The 16,958-nt window shown below is 58.5% G+C and carries 13 protein-coding genes and 1 tRNA gene; 6 read left to right on the top strand and 8 right to left on the bottom strand.

What is annotated here, in order from left to right:
- Positions 1-465: 465 nt before the first annotated feature.
- Positions 466-3,351: a vitamin B12-dependent ribonucleotide reductase gene (locus tag QGH30_06540; protein ID MDP7021990.1), complete on the top strand. Its 2,886-nt coding sequence runs from the start codon at positions 466-468 to the stop codon at positions 3,349-3,351.
- A gap of 3 nt (positions 3,352-3,354) precedes the next feature.
- Here QGH30_06540 and QGH30_06535 read toward each other — a convergent pair whose 3' ends face one another.
- Complete coding sequence (locus tag QGH30_06535) at positions 3,355-3,732, bottom strand: hypothetical protein (GenBank protein ID MDP7021989.1); 378 nt, start codon at positions 3,730-3,732, stop codon at positions 3,355-3,357.
- 240 nt (positions 3,733-3,972) lie between these two features.
- On the opposite strand from QGH30_06535, the gene QGH30_06530 reads away from it, so the two are divergent.
- Positions 3,973-4,716, top strand: coding sequence for an NUDIX hydrolase (locus QGH30_06530; protein ID MDP7021988.1), 744 nt, complete (start codon positions 3,973-3,975; stop codon positions 4,714-4,716).
- Here the strand turns inward: QGH30_06530 and pepN are convergent.
- Positions 4,713-7,373: an aminopeptidase N gene (gene pepN, locus QGH30_06525; GenBank protein ID MDP7021987.1), complete on the bottom strand. Its 2,661-nt coding sequence runs from the start codon at positions 7,371-7,373 to the stop codon at positions 4,713-4,715. The two genes, QGH30_06530 and pepN, sit on opposite strands and share 4 nt — an antisense overlap.
- A 40-nt stretch (positions 7,374-7,413) precedes the next feature.
- Positions 7,414-7,920: a methylated-DNA--[protein]-cysteine S-methyltransferase gene (locus QGH30_06520; protein MDP7021986.1), complete on the bottom strand. Its 507-nt coding sequence runs from the start codon at positions 7,918-7,920 to the stop codon at positions 7,414-7,416.
- Positions 7,921-7,967: 47 nt separating this feature from the next.
- On the opposite strand from QGH30_06520, the gene QGH30_06515 reads away from it, so the two are divergent.
- Positions 7,968-8,636 carry an MtnX-like HAD-IB family phosphatase gene (locus tag QGH30_06515; GenBank protein MDP7021985.1) on the top strand — a complete coding sequence of 223 codons (669 nt, stop codon included), beginning with the start codon at positions 7,968-7,970 and terminating at the stop codon, positions 8,634-8,636.
- Here the strand turns inward: QGH30_06515 and QGH30_06510 are convergent.
- Complete coding sequence (locus QGH30_06510; protein ID MDP7021984.1) at positions 8,633-9,472, bottom strand: DUF1460 domain-containing protein; 840 nt, start codon at positions 9,470-9,472, stop codon at positions 8,633-8,635. The two genes, QGH30_06515 and QGH30_06510, sit on opposite strands and share 4 nt — an antisense overlap.
- 89 nt (positions 9,473-9,561) lie before the next feature.
- Here QGH30_06510 and mqnE point away from each other — a divergent pair, with 89 nt between their 5' ends.
- The 3 genes from mqnE to queG are packed head-to-tail and all read left to right on the top strand — an operon-like array spanning position 9,562 to position 12,633.
- Positions 9,562-10,644 (top strand): aminofutalosine synthase MqnE, encoded by a 1,083-nt coding sequence (gene mqnE / locus QGH30_06505; GenBank protein MDP7021983.1) that lies wholly within the window; start codon positions 9,562-9,564, stop codon positions 10,642-10,644.
- Complete coding sequence (mqnC, locus tag QGH30_06500) at positions 10,635-11,750, top strand: cyclic dehypoxanthinyl futalosine synthase (protein MDP7021982.1); 1,116 nt, start codon at positions 10,635-10,637, stop codon at positions 11,748-11,750. Before mqnE ends, mqnC begins: the two co-directional genes overlap by 10 nt.
- A complete protein-coding gene (queG, locus tag QGH30_06495) occupies positions 11,704-12,633 on the top strand; it encodes a tRNA epoxyqueuosine(34) reductase QueG (GenBank protein ID MDP7021981.1) in 930 nt (309 codons plus the stop codon). Before mqnC ends, queG begins: the two co-directional genes overlap by 47 nt.
- 1 nt (position 12,634) lies before the next feature.
- On the opposite strand, the gene QGH30_06490 is transcribed toward queG, so the two are convergent.
- The 4 genes from QGH30_06490 to QGH30_06475 all read right to left on the bottom strand — a co-directional run bounded on the left by QGH30_06490 (position 12,635) and on the right by QGH30_06475 (position 16,865).
- A complete protein-coding gene (locus QGH30_06490; protein MDP7021980.1) occupies positions 12,635-13,198 on the bottom strand; it encodes an HDIG domain-containing protein in 564 nt (187 codons plus the stop codon).
- Positions 13,195-14,037 carry an alpha/beta fold hydrolase gene (locus tag QGH30_06485; GenBank protein ID MDP7021979.1) on the bottom strand — a complete coding sequence of 281 codons (843 nt, stop codon included), beginning with the start codon at positions 14,035-14,037 and terminating at the stop codon, positions 13,195-13,197. The genes QGH30_06490 and QGH30_06485 overlap by 4 nt, the downstream gene beginning before the upstream one ends.
- Positions 14,034-16,730: a hypothetical protein gene (locus QGH30_06480; protein MDP7021978.1), complete on the bottom strand. Its 2,697-nt coding sequence runs from the start codon at positions 16,728-16,730 to the stop codon at positions 14,034-14,036. Before QGH30_06480 ends, QGH30_06485 begins: the two co-directional genes overlap by 4 nt.
- 48 nt (positions 16,731-16,778) lie before the next feature.
- Positions 16,779-16,865, bottom strand: a tRNA-Leu gene (locus QGH30_06475).
- Positions 16,866-16,958: the final 93 nt, after the last annotated feature.

Below are 16,958 nucleotides of genomic sequence, written 5' to 3'. Positions count from 1 at the left end.
GAAAGAAGGTATCTGCAGAGGTCTCCATGCCCGGAGGAAGGCAAAGAGGGAGCCAGGAACAATTTCCCGGCCAGAACCAGCAGATTTGACCCGACCATTCTGATCTGATATAATCAGCGGGTCTGGAGTTTTACTTCTCCAGTCCTGCGAAGTCAACCGTGCCCCCGTCCTTTGGGCGGGGGCATTTCTCCGCTATTCTCTCTCCAGAGAACCCCGTTTTCGCAAAAAAAGGGACTCTTCTTCGAAAGTCCTTGACCCGCCCCTATCTGGTAGTTTAGACATGGGCTTACCCCAAGATCTTGTGTGGCGGCGAAACGCCAAGTGTTTTACCCGCAAGTGCTTAGGGGACTCGACGGAGTCCCTCTTTTTGACCCTTGGACGCAAAGAAATATCGGATTTATTGCGACATAACAGAGAGACATTTCGATGGAAACCTCTCCCACATCGCCAAGAAAGAAGGCCGAAATGGCGACCACTGACAGCCGTGCTCTTCCCGAAGAATCCTTGACCCGCCAGAACCCGACGAATTCCTCAGAACCGGTCTCCTCCTTTTCGATTCCCCTGCACTTCTCTCGCCCCGAGGTTCATCCCTTTGATGACCTGAAGTGGGAGCGCAGGGAGGCGCAGATCACCGACGAAAACAATGAGGTGATTTTCGAACAGAAGGATGTCGAGGTTCCGGCTGCCTGGTCCATGCTGGCCACAAAGGTGGTCGTGTCGAAGTATTTCTACGGGGAGAACGGGACGCCGGAGCGTGAGTACTCCGTGCGGCAGTTGATCCATCGGGTTGCCCGCACGCTTGCCGACTGGGGTCGTGAAGACGGCTATTTCAACACGGAACAGGACGCAGAGAATTTCTACCGGGAGATGGTCTGGCTGACGGTTCACCAGTACGGTGCCTATAACAGCCCGGTCTGGTTCAATCTGGGCCTCTTTCATGTCTACGGAATCGAGGGCAGTCCCTCCGGTTTCCATTTTGATCCGGAGAGCCGCCGGGTGGTCCGCTCCGAGAAGAGTTACGTGACGCCCCAGCTCTCAGCCTGTTTCATTCAGGCAGTCGACGACAACATGGAAGACATTATGCGCCTTGCGACCAGCGAGGCCATGCTCTTCAAGTACGGCTCCGGAACGGGTACCGACCTTTCCACGATCCGCAGTTCCCGGGAGAAGCTCTCCGGCGGAGGGACCCCCAGTGGCCCTCTTTCCTTTATGCGGGTCTACGACCAGATCGCTGCTGTCGTCAAGAGTGGCGGGAAAACGCGTCGCGCTGCGAAGATGCAGAGCCTGCGTATTGACCATCCCGATGTCCTCGACTTCATCAATGCAAAACGGAATGAGGAGGAGAAGGCCTGGGCACTGATTGAGCAAGGCTATGATGGGAATTTCAACGGGGATGCCTACTCCTCGGTGATGTTCCAGAACTCCAATTTCTCGGTTCGATGCACGGAGGAGTTTTTCCGTGCCGTTGAGGAAGACAGTGTCCAGCAGCTTCGCGCCGTGACGACGGGCGAGGTGGTGGGGCGCCACAAGGCTCGCGAGATCTTGCGGATGATTGCCGAAGGCACTCACATTTGCGGCGATCCGGGACTTCAGTATCACTCGACGATCAATGACTGGAACACCTGTCCGAACAGCGGAACCATCAATGCCAGCAATCCCTGCAGCGAGTACATGTTCATCGACAACTCTGCCTGCAATCTGGCCAGCCTGAACCTGATGAAGTTCCGCGACGGGCAGGGCCGGTTCGATGTGGAGGGTTTCCGACACGCGACCCGGCTCTTTATCCTGGCCCAGGACATTATCGTCGACCGTGCGAATTACCCGGTCAAGAACATTGCCCTCAACAGCCATCTCTTCCGCCCCCTGGGTCTCGGCTATGCCAATCTCGGAACCCTGATCATGAGCAAGGGTCTGCCCTATGACAGCGATGAGGGTCGCTCCTTTGCCTCGGCCGTGACCGCCCTGATGGGGGGAGAGGCTTACGCGACCAGTGCGGAGCTGGCTTCCGTGAAGGAACCTTTTGCGGGCTTTGAGGTGAACCGGGAACCCATGCTGGAAGTGATGGAGAAGCACCGCTCCTGCATCGATGACATTTCGCAGGGCTTTGTGGAAGGCTCTCTTCTCAAGGCGGCCAGGGAGAGCTGGGATCGGGCCATTTCTCTCGGGCAGGAGCACGGCTATCGCAATTCCCAGACCACGCTGCTTGCCCCCACCGGTACCATTGGCTTCATGATGGACTGTGATACCACGGGGGTCGAGCCGGACATTGCCCTGGTCAAGTACAAGCTCCTTGCCGGTGGCGGGCTTCTGAAAATCGTCAACCGGACCGTTCCCCAGGCACTACAGGTTCTGGGATACAGTCCTTCGGCGACGCAGGCCATCGTGGACTACATCAATGAGAACGACACCATCGAGGGCGCACCCTATCTCAAGGACGAGCATCTGCCGGTCTTTGATTGCGCTTTCAAGCCGGCCAAGGGAGTGCGTTCCATCCACTACATGGCGCACCTGAAGATGATGTCCGCAGCACAGCCTTTCCTCAGCGGAGCTATTTCCAAGACCGTGAATGTTCCCAATGAGATCACGGTGGATGAACTGATGGAAGTTTACCTGCAGGGCTGGAAGCTGGGGCTGAAGGCGGTGGCTGTCTATCGGGACGGCTCCAAGCGCAGTCAGCCCTTGAACACCAGTCAGGAGGAGAAGAAAGGCGATCCGCAGACAGCGCCCGCCCCGGAGGTTCAGGTCATTGCGCCTGCCCGCACACGCCTGCCCGACACGAGAAAGAGCGTGACCCACAAGTTCAATATCCAGGGTCACGAGGGCTATCTGACCGTTGGGCAGTATGACAACGGTGAGCCCGGGGAACTCTTTATCACCATGGCCAAGGAAGGGAGCACCATTGGTGGGCTGATGGACACGATCGGCACCTCGGTGTCCCTGGGCCTGCAGTACGGAGTGCCCCTGAAGGTTCTCGTGGACAAGTTCGTCCACAGCCGTTTCGAGCCGAGTGGCTTCACGCAGAATCCGGACATCCCCATGGCCAAGAGTCTTGTGGACTACATTTTCCGCTGGCTGGGACAGCAGTTCGTGGACGGTTTCGCCGGAGGCGTGGTCTCGGTCAGTGAAACGTCCTCCAGCCCTGAAGAGGAGCCCAATGCCTCTTCTGCAGCGGCGACGGCAAGCCCCTCGCCCGCCCCCGCAGACCGTTCCCTGCGGGCAGACGGACTCGACGGGCAGTTTGCCCGCTTCCAGGAGGATGCTCCCAGCTGTGATGTCTGTGGATCGATCACGGTGAGAAACGGAAACTGCTACCGATGCTACAACTGCGGCAACTCGATGGGCTGTTCCTGATCGCTAGGGAACCGGTTTCACCTTGATTCCGCGGACCCTGCCGTCTTGTACTTCGACAATCCCCCGGATCACATCGATCTTCTCGATGTCCCGGGGGTCTGTCGTATGGGTCGGTTCCTCTTTCCAGCCCAGATGCCAGGTGCTTCGAACCCGATCATCCGTGATCATCGAACTGCGGTGAAGCAGCCCCGTGCTACCGGCTCTTTCTGCAGTAGGGAAAAGCAGGGAGAGGGAGTCTTCGGGCATGCCGGGGTGGACAAGAAGAAGCTTTTCCTCAAACTCCCATCGGGTCTGCCGGCTCGGGACGCCGACATTGCTGACATGGATTCCACTGCAGGCTCCAAGCAGGAGAAGGGGAATCAGGAGGATGGGCCGTTTCATGTTTCCCTCACAGGGATCAGGGAGATTCCCGAGGATATCCTGCACTGGCCGAAAGTCCAGCAGGATTTCCTGTCCTTTCCGATTCAGCCCTTTGGCAGACCGGCCGCAAAACATCCCTCAAGTTTTCTTCATTCCCGCCGATGACCGTCCTGTCGGGAGCACCTCTCGGCAAAGTCGCGATTCCCCACTTGCGACCCCCCAAGGGCCCGGCTTGCCGGGTCCTTCTTTTTAGGAGCCTGTATGAGAGCAAAACCCTGGACCTGTCTCTGGAAGGGCAGAATGCCGTCGGGGAGTCTCGGGATTCACTACGAGGAGGAGAGCCGGGAGCTTCCCCCGGAACTTCTCCGGGAAGCGTCGGCCCATTGGGAAAGCCTCCAGGGAGGCGGACAAGTTCTCTTCGACGGAGCCCTTTCACACCTTCTGTCCCATTCATCCGACAAGGGGACACTATCCCTCAAGCTCGGTCGCAGCTCCTACAAACTCTGGATGCACAGTAGCGGAAGGCAGCAGGAAATAGAGGAGCGCTTCGGAAGGGGGACGCCCAGCCGCCCTCTGGCGCTCTGTGTGGCTCTTATTGACTCCGAAGGGAAGCTCCTCCTTCAGCGTCGCAGTCAGCAGGTCGCGGAAGGGGCAGGCCTCCTGCATGTGCCCGGCGGACACCTGGATCCGGATCTTCATCGGCAAGGGGGCATCCCCTGTCCGGAAACTGCCATGAAGGCGGAGCTTCGGGAGGAACTGGGACTGGAGGATCTCTTCGGCGGAGAATTGCTTGCGCTGATCGAGAATCTGGAAAACGGGAAGCCGGAGCTTCTCTATCGTTTTCACACAAGTCTCGACTTTCAGTCACTTCTTGAGCGTGCAGCAAGGGCCCGGGATCGCTTCGAGTACGATTCCCTTCACTTCTGGCGGCCCGGTGAAAAGCTGCCTCCCGGGGAGATCGCAGTTCCCTGTCGCGCCCTGCTTGAGCGCATCTCGGAAGTCTAGACCGAGACGGCGCGATCGAGGTCCAGAGCCTTGGAGATGATCTCGTAGACATTACTGGAAAGCTTGTCCGTGGCGAGGATCCTCTCCATCTGCTGGCGCATCTTGCCCTGCCTGTCGGAATCGAAACGCTTCCAACGGTTGAAGGTTGCAGACAGACGAGCAGCGACCTGGGGGTTCAGGGCATTCAGTTCGATAATCCTGTCCGCGATGAACTCGTAGCCGCCCCCGTCCTCACTATGGAAGCAGAGCGGGTTGTTGAAGGCAAAGGAATTCAAAAGGGCGCGCACCCGGTTCGGATTCCGAAGATCGAAATCCTCGTGCCCGGTGAGTTTCTTCACAGAAGCCAGGGTGTCGGAACGGGAGACCATGGCCTGCAGGGAAAACCACTTGTCCATAACCAGTGCATCCTTCTTCCACTTCTTCTCGAAGTGATCCAGTACTTCCTCACTCTGGGGAGCTTCATTGAAAACAAGGGAAGCCAGGGCAGAGAAGGAGTCGGTCATGTTGTCGGCTTCCCGATACTGGCGGAGAGCCAATTTCTGAACACTGCCTTCCTTGAGAGTCATGAGGTAGGCAAGGGAGAGATTGCGCAGGGCGCGACGGCCCATGGATCGGGGATCCAGCGAGTATGATCCGTTTCTGCGATTGGATTCATAGGCTTTCATGAATCCTTCCCGGAGGGATTGTGCAAGAGAGCGCTGAAGGTGCTTGCGAGCCTCATGGATGGCCACCGGGTCAATCACTTCCACTCTCTCTGCCAGGAGATTCTGGGAAGGAAGGTACAGGGCTTGGGCGGCAAGGGCCGGATCCAGATCGGGATTCTCGAGAACGCCCTCGAAGGCGCCCTGAATCGAGGGATCCGAACTCATTTTCCGCCCTGCCCGATGGTCTTCGATTCCCCGCAAAAGAACGCCCATGGCCAGTTGCTGTCCGGCTTCCCAGCGGTTGAAGCTGTCGCTGTCGTGGCTCATGAGGAAGGCCAGTTCGCCGGGATCCAGATCCGATTCCAGATAGACAGGTGCAGAGAAGCCACGCATAAGAGAGGGAACCGGCTCTTCGTCAAGATCAAGAAAGCGGAAGCTCTGCCTGGCCTCCTGAAGCTCCAGCACTCGATGCGTCCCCGAAGACTTGTCCTCGCCTTCCAGTCGCAGGGGAATCTCCTTGCCGCTGGAGTCCAGCAGCCCCATGGCTACGGGAATGTGCATGGGTTTCTTGTCGCTTTGTCCGGGCGTGTCGGGAATGCACTGCGAAAGGGTTAGCGTGAAGCTGCGGCTCTCCTCATCCCAACTGCGTTCTGCGCGGACAGTCGGAGTCCCGGCCTGCTCGTACCAGAGTGAAAACTGGCTGAGGTCCCGGCCATTGGCGTCTGCCATGGCTGCGAGAAAGTCATCGGTACTCACGGCCTGCCCGTCGTGTCGATCAAAGTAGAGATCCATTCCCTTTCGGAAACCATCCCGCCCGAGAAGGGTCTGGTACATGCGAATCACTTCGCTGCCCTTCTCATAAACCGTCGTCGTGTAGAAATTGTTCATCTCGATATAGCTCTGGGGCCGGATCGGATGAGCCATGGGGCCGGCATCTTCGGGGAACTGGTGGCTGCGAAGGGTTTGAACGCTGGAGATTCGCTCCACCGCCCGGCTGTTGAGATCCGCCGTGAACTCCTGATCGCGGAAGACGGTCAGGCCTTCCTTCAGGCTCAGGTGAAACCAGCTGGAAACCGTCACGCGGTTGCCCGTCCAGTTATGAAAATACTCGTGCCCGATCACGGCTTCCACATTGATGAAGTCCGCATCCGTGGCAGTTTCCGGGTGTGCGAGAACATACTTCGTATTGAAAATGTTCAGGCTCTTGTTTTCCATCGCACCCATGTTGAAGTCACTCACGGCCACGATGTTGAAGATGTCCAGATCGTATTCCAGTCCCCAGCGTTCCTCATCCCAGCGCATGGACTTGATGAGCGAATCCATGGCATGGGCGCTGCGGTCCAGATCTTCTTCCCGAACCCAGATCTTCAGGCTAACTTCCCGCCCGCTCATGGTAGTGAAACTGTCCTCCCGGCAGACCAGTTGCCCGGCCACCAGGGCAAAGAGATAGCTGGGCTTGGGGAAGGGATCCTGCCAGACGGCAAAGTGCCTTCCTCCTTCAAGCTTCCCTTCCTCCATCAGGTTTCCATTGGAGAGAAGCACCGGGTACTTCGATTCTTCGGCTTCCACGCGTACCGTGTAGCGCGCCATGATATCGGGGCGATCGAGGAACCAGGTGATTTTCCGGAACCCTTCCGCTTCGCACTGGGTGCTGTAATTCCCTCCGGACTTGTAGAGGCCATCAAGGCTCGTGTTCTTTTCGGGGTGGATGCGTACTTCCGTTTCCAGAAGAAACTCATCGGGCACGGAATCCAGAGTGAGGGTTCCGTCTCCGATCTCGATCTCCCGTCGCTCTTCCCCATCGACGCGGAGAGAGAGAAGCTCCAGATCCCGCCCCTGAAGACGCAGGGGCTTCCCGGCGGAGTCCGTATCCGGATTTCTGCGGACGCTCATCCGGCTCTTGACCAGACTCCCCTCTTCATTCAGTTGAAAGTCGAGAGAGACCTCATCGATCAGAAAGTCGGTGGGCCGATAGTCGCTGAGGTATTTTGTGTCGGGTTGTTTCTGGCTCATCCTGCATCCTTGTGTCTGGAAATAACGAGAAGGTTCCGCTCTATTGAATTGGTACCGGGTAGCTTTCGAGTCGAAGGAGCTTGCGTTTTCTGTCGAGTCCGCCGCTGAATCCGCCCAAGCGTTCTCCCGCGGCGAGAACCCGGTGGCAGGGAATCAGGATCGGAATGGGATTGGCCGCCATGACATTTCCCACCGCCCGTGCGGCTCCGGGACTGCCGACCTTCACTGCCAGTTGCCCGTAGCTGACTACCTTGCCGGAAGGCACCTTGCAGAGGGCGAGAAGCACCCTGCGGGAGAAGTCCGCTTGACCGGACAGATCCAGTGGGGGAAGCTTGCCCGGCTTCTCCCCGAGGAAGTAGCGGTCCAGCCAGGAGCGGCTTCTGCTGAGGTGCTTTTCTGCGGGCGTCGGGGAGAGAAAGTTGGCGGGAGAGTAGTCGGCTCTCAGACTTCGTGCCCGGTGCTGATTCCACTCCAGTCGGTGAAGACCGCGCTCACTGGCGAGAAGGGTCAATCGACCCAGAGGGCTATCCATGTCTGTCCAGCGCATAGGACTCCTTCGGAAAGCAGTCTAGACAAAGCAGGAAGAGGAAGCAAGTGAGAGTTCAGGTCTATACGGATTTTGATGGAACAGTGAGCGAAAAGGACACGCTGGTCCATCTGCTGGACAAGTACCACGGGGCCGGATGGCTCGAGATTGAGCGTCGGGTGGAGGACGGAAGCCTCAGCGAAATGGAGGGGCTTCAAGAGGAAATCGCCCTTCTCGATCTGCCCTTTCAGACGGCGCTCGAATCGGTACTGGAGGAGGTGGCGCTGGATTCCGCTTTTGTGAAATTCGCTCACTATTGCAAAGAACGGGACTGGCCTCTCGGGATTCTCTCCGGCGGACTGAGGCCCCTGATCCTGCCCATGCTGGAGAAGGCCGGGATTCCGGAACTTCCTCTTCATTGCAATGATCTGGGCTTCCTGGAAGACGGACGCTGGAAGGTCCTTCCCGCAGAAAGTCCCCGCATTCGCGGCCTTTGCAACCACTGCAAAAGCTGGTGGCTACAAGAGTCCCGGCTTCCCCTCATCTACATTGGCGATGGAACTACGGACCGTTGTCCGGCAGAGCGTGCGGATCTTCTCTTCGCCAAGGGAGGTCTTGCAAGGTGGTGCGAAGAGGAGGGGCTGGAGCATGTTCCCTTCGAAACCTTCGACGACATTCTGCTGTGGCTGGACAGTCTGGCGGGAGAAACCTGGCTGGATACCCTGACCGCTCCCTAGTCGAAGCGACTGACGATCACTCCATGGAAGCGCTCCACGCGCTGGAGGTAGTCTGCAAGAGGAACCTGGACCACTCGCCCTCCCTCGTAATGGCCTGACAGGGAGCGGGAAGCTGCGTGAACGAGGCAGGGTGTTTTGTCTTCAAGAATCACGATCCCGATATGCCCGATGACAAGACCGTAGTCCTCCCGGAGTTTGGCGGCGCTCTCGTGTGCGGGGTTCAGGGTCAGCCAGAGCAGGTCGCCTTCCTGCAGATCCTCCGCGAGCAGATTCTCCTCGGGAACATAAAAGAAACTCCCGGCCGGATAACGGGAAGAACCGACACTGTCTCTTCGCGCACCCTGCAAGCCGGAAGAGATGTCGTTTCCCCAGTGCCCTGAACGAATCATGTCGAGGGAGTAGTCCAGATGGCTGGAATGCTCGTAGTTTGCGCGTCCTTCCTTGTCGAGAATGGAGTCCTCGGGGGCTCCGGCAAAGCGGCTGCCAAGGGCAATTTTCAGTGCATCTTCCGAGTTGCGGGCCTGAGCAAGTTCGCAAACCCGATAACTCAGGCTCACACAATCCACTCTGCTGTCCTGCACGAGCAGCCCCCGGGACACATAGCCGCCTTCTGCGAGGCCAAAGAGGTAGCGGGGTTTTTCTGCTTCCGCAAAGCGCCGTGCCCAGAGCCCGATGCGCTCCGCCCTGTCTAGAGACTGCTCCTGCAAGAGAAGGGAGTCCATTTGAGCCGGCGGATAGAGAGTGTCCGTGTTGAGATCGCGGCAGGTGCCCCAGAGCGTAGACGAAAGAAGCTGGAACACGGGAATCAGGATGCTTGCAAGAAGGACGAGTTTCATTTGAGGAGCCTAGGGTCTTTGGCTCCATTGGTCAATGTCCTTGAAGCAAGTTGCCGGGAGGGCTACCTTTTCCAGACCAAAGGAGTGTCATGTCTCTGGAGAAGATCCGTTCGAAAGTCACCGATGGCAAAAGGCTCGATGCGAGCGAGGCTTTGGAGCTTTACCGCAGTGAAGATCTCTATGCGCTTGCAGAGATGGCCGATCAGGTGAATCAGAAAAAGAACGGGCGCAAGGTCTACTTCAACATCAACCGGCATATCAATCCGACGAATGTCTGCGTCTATGCGGGAAGTTGCAAGTTCTGCTCTTTCGCCGCCACGATGAAGGACGATCACGGCTACACGATGAGCGAGGAGCAGGTTCTCGAAGCCGCCGCAGGAATGGAAGCCGAGGGCGCGCGCGAGATTCATATTGTCGGGGGCATTCATCCACGCAAGGACTACGACTGGTACCGTAGGCTGATTTCCCTGCTTCATGAAGCTCATCCGGAGGTACACCTGAAGGCCTGGACGGCGGTGGAGATCGACCACTTTGCCAAGCTTACGGGATGGACGATCGGCGAAGTTCTTCGCGACATGCAGGAGGCGGGACTGGGGAGTCTTCCCGGCGGGGGAGCGGAGATCTTTCAGGAAGAGATCCGGGAGAAACTCTGCGGGCACAAGAGTTGGACCGACCGCTGGTTCGAGGTGCATCGGGAAGCCCACCGGCAGGGAATTCGCTCCAATGCGACCATGCTCTACGGACACATCGAGAGTCTGGAGGATCGCGTGGACCACATGCTTCGCCTGCGCGATCTGCAGGACGAGAGCGGAGGTTTTCAGGCTTTCATTCCCCTGGCCTACCACCCCGAGAACAATCCGCTTCCCGTCGAGCAGTTCACGACAGGTCTTGATGACCTGAAGACTCTGGCTGTTGCCCGCCTCTTTCTCGACAACTTCCAGCACCTGAAGACCTACTGGATCATGGTCAGCGAAAAACTCAGCCAGGTGGGGCTTCGCTTCGGAGCAAACGATCTGGACGGAACCGTAACACGCGAACGCATTACTCATGATGCGGGCGGTCGCACTCCCGAACATCTTCCGCAGGAAGAACTGGTTCGCCTGATTCAGGGGGCCGGACGAATTCCTGTCGAGCGCAATACTCTCTATGAGGAGGTGCGGGTATGGCAGTAGGGACGGTTTCCTCGCTTCTGGACGCTGCCTCCCGCGGTGAGCGTCTCAAGAGAGAAGAGGGTCTTGAGTTATTGCGGGAAGTGGATCTTCTGGATCTGGGGCGCGCCGCCGACCAGCGCCGGAAGATGCTCCATCCCGAATCCCGGGTGACCTTCATTCTCGATCGGAACATCAACTACTCGAATGTCTGCAATGTCTCTTGCCGGTTCTGTGCCTTCTATCGGCGAGAGAAGGATGCCGATGCCTATGTCCTCAGTCGCGAGGAACTCGCCCGCAAGATCGAGGAAACTCTCGATGTGGGAGGAAGCCAGATTCTCATGCAGGGAGGCGTGCACCCGGGACTGAAGATCGACTGGTACGAGGACATGCTGCGATGGATCCGCGAGAACTACGGCATCCATGTCCACGCCTTCAGCCCCGTGGAGATTCGTCGCATTGCAGAGTACTCGGACCTTTCAATTATGGAGGCTCTCAAACGGCTGCAAGCGGCGGGTCTCGATTCCGTTCCCGGGGGCGGTGCCGAGATTCTGGCCGATCGTGTCCGCCGGGAGATTTCGCCTCTCAAGGACAGTGCCGACGAGTGGCTGGAAGTCATGGAGACGGCCCACTCCATCGGCATGCGCACGACGGCTACCATGATGTTCGGCCATGTGGAAAGCGACGAGGAGATTCTCGAGCACCTTCATCGCCTGCGGGAGGTGCAGGACCGGACGCGAGGGTTCACGGCCTTCATCCCCTGGACTTTCCAGCCGGAGAACACCCGCCTGAAAGCGGAGAAGGCCTCGGCAGTGGACTACCTCCGTGTCCTGGCACTTTCGCGACTCTATCTCGACAACTTTGAGAACCTGCAGCTTTCCTATGTGACCATGGGTGCGAAGATCGGTCAGGTCGCCATGCGCTTTGGCGCAAATGACTTCGGAAGCCTCATGCTCGAGGAGAATGTGGTGAGCCAGGCGGGAGCTTCCTTCCTGATGAGCCGGGAGGAGATCGTGCGCCTGATTCGTGATGCCGGTTTCCGTCCCGCTCTTCGGAACCAGCGTTACGAGATCCTGGAGGAACTTGAAGAGCCAGAAGCTCAAAGAGTCGATTCTCGCGCTCGGATTTGACCGGCTGGGCATTGCTTCGGTCGGGCCTCATGCCGATCACGGCCGCCTGGAGCAGTGGCTTCAAGCGGGCCACGCCGCCTCCATGGACTGGATGGACCGAAGCTGCGAATTTCGCAGAGACCCCGCCCTGCTGCTCGAAGGCTGTCGAAGCGTCCTTCTTTTGTCGCTCAACTATCACTCCTCTGCAGAGGAAGCTCCTCCGCAACGAGGCCAGGGGCGCATCAGCCGCTACGCACGCTTCCGCGATTATCACAAGGTGATGAGATCCATGCTTCGTCGTGCGACGACGCTTCTTCGCGAGGATCACGGAGCCTCGCTGACGAAGATCGCCGTGGATTCCGCGCCCCTACTCGAGCGTTCTCTGGCGGCTTCTGCGGGCTTGGGCTGGATCGGCAAGAACACGATGCTGATCGATGAAAAGCTCGGTTCCTGGACCTTTCTGGGCGCGGTTCTTTCGGATCTGGATCTGGAGCCCGATGCTCCGGTCCCCGATCGTTGTGGAAACTGCCGGGCCTGCCTCGATGCCTGTCCGACCGACGCCTTTCCCGAGGCGGGAGTGCTGGATTCCCGCAGCTGCATCAGCTACCTGACGATTGAGCATCGTGGAGACATCGATGCAGAGCTTGCCGGGAAGATGGGGGACCGGATCTTCGGTTGTGATCTATGTCAGGAGGTCTGCCCCTGGAACCGGGAAGTCCCGCAAACTGCTGTCGAGGATTTCCAGCCGAGGAGCGGTCTTCAGGCGCCGCTTCTTGAAAGCCTTCTTGCGATGAATCAGGAGAGTTTTCTGAAGAGCTTTGCGGGCACTCCCCTGATGCGCGCCGGCCTTGAGAGAATGCAACGCAATGCCCGTATCGCCTTGAGCAATGAGGAGAAGATCTGAGTCAGGCCTCTCCCCGGAGTCCGATGTCGTCGGCCACTTCCCGCATGCCTTCAATGACCTCGCTGATCAGGTCGGCGATTTCCATTCCGAGCATCCCTGCCCCTTTTTCAATCACCGAGCGATCCACGCCCGCAGCGAAGCGGGCATTTTTCCATTTCTTCTTTACGCTCTTTACCTTGGTATCGAGAACGCTCTTGCTCGGGCGAACCAGGGCGGTAGCGGCCACCAGTCCTGTCAGTTCGTCGATAGCGTAGAGGACTTTCTCCATCTCGCTTTGCGGTTCGACCTCTGTGCAAACGCCCCAGGCATGGCTGAGGACGGCGCGAAGGATCTCCTCGGGGCAATTTCTCTCGCGAAGGATTCGTTCGCTGTGGACGCAGTGCTCTTCGGGCCACTTTTCATAATCCAGATCGTGTAGAAGACCGACGACCCCCCAGAGCTCTTCATCGGCCTGGCTCTTTCTTGCCCAATAGCGCATGACTCCCTCCACGGCGAGTGCGTGTTTGCGCAGGGCATCCGTTTCATTGAACTCGCAAAAGAGCTTCCAGGCTTCTTCCCGGTTCACAGGAGTACCTCCTCGAGATGTTTTGCACTGGCCTCGAAGACCCGCGCCAGGTCATCGGGCATATCCTGGGGCATGGGGTGAGAGGCGGAAAAGGTGTGCCCTGAATCCGGCAGGGGAAGGAAGCGACCCTTCCTCTGGAAGGCCTGGGCCAGGGCAAGGCCTTCGGCAAAGGGAACCGCTTCATCTTTCATCCCGTGAATCACGAGACTGGGAATGTCCAGACTTGCAGCGGCAGAGAGAATGTCCAGCGCTGCCTCGTGTTCCTCAATGTCATCGAGCGCAGCAGTCCTGATGCGAAAGGCATCGCCCGTTCTTGCATTCTTGATCGTGAGATGACCGCGCTCACGCCATTTCTGTTTTTGCTCTTCCGTGTAACGCTGGACACTGGCGACAGAGGCCCAGGTGACAAGGCTTGCGACCCGCGGCTCGGAGGCGGCCGCAAGGATGGCTCCTCCGCCTCCCCGGCTGTGCCCGACGAGTCCGACCGGCCCCGGCTTGGTGGGGGCGCCGGGGACTTTCCCAAGAGAAAGCAGATCCAGGAGGAAGAGAATGTCGGCAAGTTCCCGGCTGTTCGTGTTTGCTTCAAAGCGGTCCTTCTCACTGAAGGTTTCGCCATCGGGGCCGACGCCGCTTCCCGACAGGTTGAAGCGGCAAGCGGCAAGGCCGCGCTCTGCCAGCATCTCTGCAAAGGGTGGCCAGAAACCCCAGTCCTTGAAGCCCTTGAAGCCGTGAACGAGGAGAACCGAGGCTGCGGGCTCTCCCTGCGGGAGATGCAGATCACCGCGAAGAGGGGCGCCATCGGCGGGCGAAGGGAACTCAAAGGGGATCGTGTGGCTCATGGTCTTCCTTTCAGACGGCCTGCCAGGGCTTCGAGGGCGAGTCCGTCCCCATTAGGGTGATCCTCCAGGGCATGGCGCAGGGCGCGACGAAGTTCCTCACTACAAGGCTTTCTCAGCGAGTGCCGAAGCAAGTCACGGCATCGAAAGGCAGAGAGATGGGAGAGAAGAGGTGCCAGTCGGCGGCGCTGTTCCCCGTCAGATGACTTCCAGATCTTCCCGAAGTCCTCTGCCCAGTTTCCCCGCGAGGAGAGTGCCTCCTCTGCGGCCCAGCGTACATAAGCATGGTCGTGTGCTGCAAGAGTCAGCAATTCCCGGGAGCTTCCGATGTTCTGCCGGTGAAGGAGGTGGGCGAGCTCCTTGAGAATCAGCACCGGGCTGTCAGGACGGATCTCAGAGCAGCGAGCTTCCAGTCGCTGAAGACGCCATTTCCCGAGATTCCGAAGCCGCGCCAGTGCCGCCAGGGCAGAGATCTGGTCCCGCTTTCCCCGGGGAGAATCAAGAAGCAACATCAGTTCCTCGAAGGCCCGGGCATCGCCGATGTTCTCCAGACTCCAGGCCGCAAGGCGCCATCGCTCGGGATGGGGGGAACGCAAAACCTCGCGAAGGGGATCCACCGCCCGCTCGCCAAAGTCCACCATGAGATTTTTCAGGGCGTGTCGCTCGCTCGCATCTTCAGTGTCGAAGTGGAGAATGAGCGCAGGGATGGCTTCCTCGGGATCTGCCATCAGGGAATCGTGACCGGCTTTCTTCCACTTGCGAAAACGGGGTTCTCCGGTGGAGGCCATGAGAAAGTAGTCATCAAAACTGCGTGCTTCCTCAATCAGGGGAATCGCGACTGCCGGATTCCAGGGAGAGGGAATGCTTCGGGGCAGTTCCCGATCGAGCAGTGCTCCCCGAAAGCTGCGTCGTTTCTCCTGTCCGTCGCCTGCTTCGGAGTACCAGTCATCTCCTCCGGCATCGAGCAGGATGCCCAGGCTTCCGAAGTGGCGTCTTCGGTTTCCATAGCCCTGCGCGTTCAGGTTTTTCCCGAGATATCCATCGCGCCCTGCTCCATCAAGAAGGATCCCGATTCCATTGGCATTGCCTGCGCCCTGGGACAGGTCATCGCAGCTGTATCGGTCATTGCCGCTTCGGTCGTAAAGGAGTCCGAAGGCCAGGTCATGCCCACAGCCCTGTCCCACTCCGTGAAGCGAGTAGCTGTCATTTCCGGCGTAGTCGAGAAGCGCGGCCAGTGAAAGGTGAATGCCCGCGCCCTGTCCGTACTGCCAGAGTTCGTAGCTGTCGTTTCCGGCGCGGTCTTCCAGCAGTCCGAGGGCATACCAGTAGGAACAGCCCTGTCCGAAGTTGTCGGCGATGTAATGGTCGTTTCCTTCCAGATCCTGCAGAAGGCCGACACCGCCCGACCAGTGGGGGCGCCATCCAAATCCGAATCCCTGGGAAAGCGTGACGGCATGATCTTCATAACGAAGATGATCCGTGTAAAAGGGGACGGCCGCGTAGAGATCGTGTCCGCCCTTGTCGAGAAGGTGTCCCATTCCGCCGCAGAATCCAAAGGCCTGGGAGTAGAGGTGGGCACGATAGATGTCGCTTCCGGACTCGTCGATGAGCAGCCCGATGCCGCCAGCTCCTGCGCCCTCGCTGCAACGGTCACCGGAATAAAAGTCATCACCACTTCGATCGATCAGGACTCCCAGTCCGAGCCAGCCCGAGGCAATGTCGTGACTCTTTCCGAGGTAGTGGTCGTCCCCGCTTTCGTCGATCAGAAGAGAGGCGCCCAGATAGGTGGCAGCGGTGGAGGCATCTTCCAGTGACTCGTAGCGATCTGATCCTGACTGATCGAGAATGGCTCTCCAGGCTCCCGATGCGGAGGCTCCGGGCCGACAGGATTCCAGCCGATAGATGTCATCGCCACCAAGGTCGAGAATCAGGAGAAAGGAACCCTCGTAGCGATTGCTTTCGTGACCGCCAACGACGATGTGTCCATGGGGGCTTTCCAGAACATGATGAATGGGACCTTCCACGAAACTGCCGTCCGGAAAACGGTAGCCCTGCAAGTCCGGGGAGCTTTCGGAATGGGAAGACAGTTGCTGCAGTTCCTGCTTCATATAAAACAGAAACTCCAGAGCCGTTTCCATCAGCAATGCGCGGTCGATCCGTGTCCAAAGTCCGATGAGAGAATCGCTACGAGCGGAAGCTTCTTTTTCTCTTTGGTGAATCTCGAACAGATCTTCCAGACCCCGCAGGTCGGCTCGTTCCAGCTCGCTCAATCCCTGTTCGAGGAGAAAGGCCTTTTCATCGCTGCCCAGATCTTCGAGTGCCCGGTCTCGCTTCCTCCTGCATTCTGTCATGAACTCGTCGAGCGTCATGTGTTCGACAGGAGCGGGCTGTAGTTCCTGCCCCGGAAAGAGGAGGCGGGACACTTCCTCGGCCCATTGCAAGTCAAAGGGGTCGGCATTACGGAATCCGGAGAGAATCCGTTCCGATGTCCCGGAGAAGTCCCCGGGCTTTTCCATGCAATGGCTGATCCAGGGAAGCCGAAAGGGATCGCTGTCGGTGACTTCGGGAAAGAGGTCCATTTCCTCCTGCCGGAGATCCAGGGCAGAAAGAGCTTCCTGCATCAGGGAGTCGGGCCAGGCTTTCTCATTGGCTGAGAGGAGGAGGGGGACGAGGAGCAGGAGCAGGAACTTTCTCATGGCTTCTCCGTTCCGAAACAAGAAAGGCGGCCCGAAAGGCCGCCTTCATGGTGCCGAAGGGGAGACTCGAACTCCCACGAGGTTTCCCTCACTACGACCTGAACGTAGCGCGTCTGCCAATTCCACCACTTCGGCATGCGGCAAGGAGAGTAGAAAGACATGACTTCCTTGTCAAGGGGGACTGATTCCCGTTGAAGCGCGAGGGAACGGGTGATAGCTTGGGGTTTC

The sequence above is a fragment of the Candidatus Krumholzibacteriia bacterium genome (genome assembly GCA_030748535.1).
In the GTDB taxonomy this organism is placed as follows: Bacteria; Krumholzibacteriota; Krumholzibacteriia; order JACNKJ01; family JACNKJ01; genus JASMLU01.
Note: the sequence above shows the minus strand (reverse complement) of the source record. Positions and strands in the feature narration are given on the sequence as shown.

Excerpts from the sequence above, each read along its gene's own strand:
- QGH30_06540 (MDP7021990.1), top strand. The coding sequence starts at position 466 with ATGGCGACCACTGACAGCCGTGCTCTTCCCGAAGAATCCTTGACCCGC.
- QGH30_06535 (MDP7021989.1), bottom strand. The coding sequence starts at position 3,732 with ATGAAACGGCCCATCCTCCTGATTCCCCTTCTCCTGCTTGGAGCCTGC.
- QGH30_06530 (MDP7021988.1), top strand. The coding sequence starts at position 3,973 with ATGAGAGCAAAACCCTGGACCTGTCTCTGGAAGGGCAGAATGCCGTCG.
- pepN (MDP7021987.1), bottom strand. The coding sequence starts at position 7,373 with ATGAGCCAGAAACAACCCGACACAAAATACCTCAGCGACTATCGGCCC.
- QGH30_06520 (MDP7021986.1), bottom strand. The coding sequence starts at position 7,920 with ATGCGCTGGACAGACATGGATAGCCCTCTGGGTCGATTGACCCTTCTC.
- QGH30_06510 (MDP7021984.1), bottom strand. The coding sequence starts at position 9,472 with ATGAAACTCGTCCTTCTTGCAAGCATCCTGATTCCCGTGTTCCAGCTT.
- mqnE (MDP7021983.1), top strand. The coding sequence starts at position 9,562 with ATGTCTCTGGAGAAGATCCGTTCGAAAGTCACCGATGGCAAAAGGCTC.
- mqnC (MDP7021982.1), top strand. The coding sequence starts at position 10,635 with ATGGCAGTAGGGACGGTTTCCTCGCTTCTGGACGCTGCCTCCCGCGGT.
- QGH30_06485 (MDP7021979.1), bottom strand. The coding sequence starts at position 14,037 with ATGAGCCACACGATCCCCTTTGAGTTCCCTTCGCCCGCCGATGGCGCC.
- QGH30_06480 (MDP7021978.1), bottom strand. The coding sequence starts at position 16,730 with ATGAGAAAGTTCCTGCTCCTGCTCCTCGTCCCCCTCCTCCTCTCAGCC.